The sequence below is a fragment of the Cupriavidus sp. GW823-FHT07B10 genome (assembly GCF_058794355.1).
On sequence record NZ_JBXAGS010000044.1, the window covers coordinates 1 to 1062 of the forward strand.

At 66.2% G+C, this 1062-nt stretch carries 1 protein-coding gene; it reads left to right on the top strand.

Features of this window, described 5'->3' with window-relative positions:
* Positions 1-1061: PaaX family transcriptional regulator (locus tag AC1Q6V_RS34605; protein WP_454750711.1), on the top strand; the 1061-nt coding region annotated here is incomplete at its 5' end.
* Between the last annotated feature and the right edge of the window lies 1 nt (position 1062).

Below are 1062 nucleotides of genomic sequence, written 5' to 3' on the forward strand. Positions count from 1 at the left end.
GACACGCTTGCCGCCTGCGCGGCGGCCGATATAATCGGTGCACCCAAGGAGAATTCGTGATGGCGAAGGCGGCAACGACCAAGGCCCGGCAAGTCAGCTGGGAAGAGCTGAGCGCCGGGCTGGCCGGGCAGGTTCCTTTCTCGCCGAAGGCGATCATCAGCACCGTGTTCGGCGACATGCTCTCGCCCGGGCGCGGGTCGGTCTGGCTGAGCAGCATCGTGCAACTGGTGAGCGCGTTCGGGCTGGAAGCGTCCCACGTGCGTACCGCCGCGCTCAGGCTGGTGTACGACGGCTGGCTCGATGCGGTGCGCAGTGGCAAGTACAGCTACTACTCGCTCAGCAAGGAAACCTTCGAGAATTCCCGGGACTACTTCGAACGCGTCTATGGTGAGCCCAGATCCGTCTGGGACGGCAGCTGGCAGATCGTGCTGTTCGAGCCCGACAACTTCGACAAGCGTGTCGTGACCGATTTCAAGCAGCGACTGCAATGGCTCGGCTTCGGGCCGTTCGCGCCCAATCTTTACGCGGCGCCGGGTAACGACCCCGGCGCCTGCCAGCATCTGGTGCGTGAGCTGAAGATCGAGGGCAAGGTGCAGATACTGAGCGCGACGCCGGCAAGCCAGATGGTGCCGGCGTCGATAGAGGCCACCATCCGCAAGGCCTGGAGCCTGGACGCGGTGGAGGCCGGGTACCGGGACTTCATCGCGCTGTTCGGACCGGTTCAGGCGACGCTGTCGGATGGGGAGATACCCCCGGAAGCCGCCTTCCAGGTGCGCACCCTGCTGGTGCTGGCCTATCGTCGCATCGTCTTGCAGGACCCCAAGCTGCCGCTGCAGCTGCTGCCTCCCTCATGGGCCGGCACCGAAGCCTATGCGCTGTGCCGAGCACTGTATTTCCAGCTCCTGCCGCCTTCCGAGGTGTTTCTCGCCGAGACGGTGCAGACCAGCGAAGGCACTCTCGCCCCGGTCTCGGACGAGGTGTTGCGGCGCTTTGGCGGCGCGCCGTCCGCAGCGCCGGCTTTGCCGGGCCGGCGCCGGGCGGTAAAGGCTCGTGCGGCGTAGC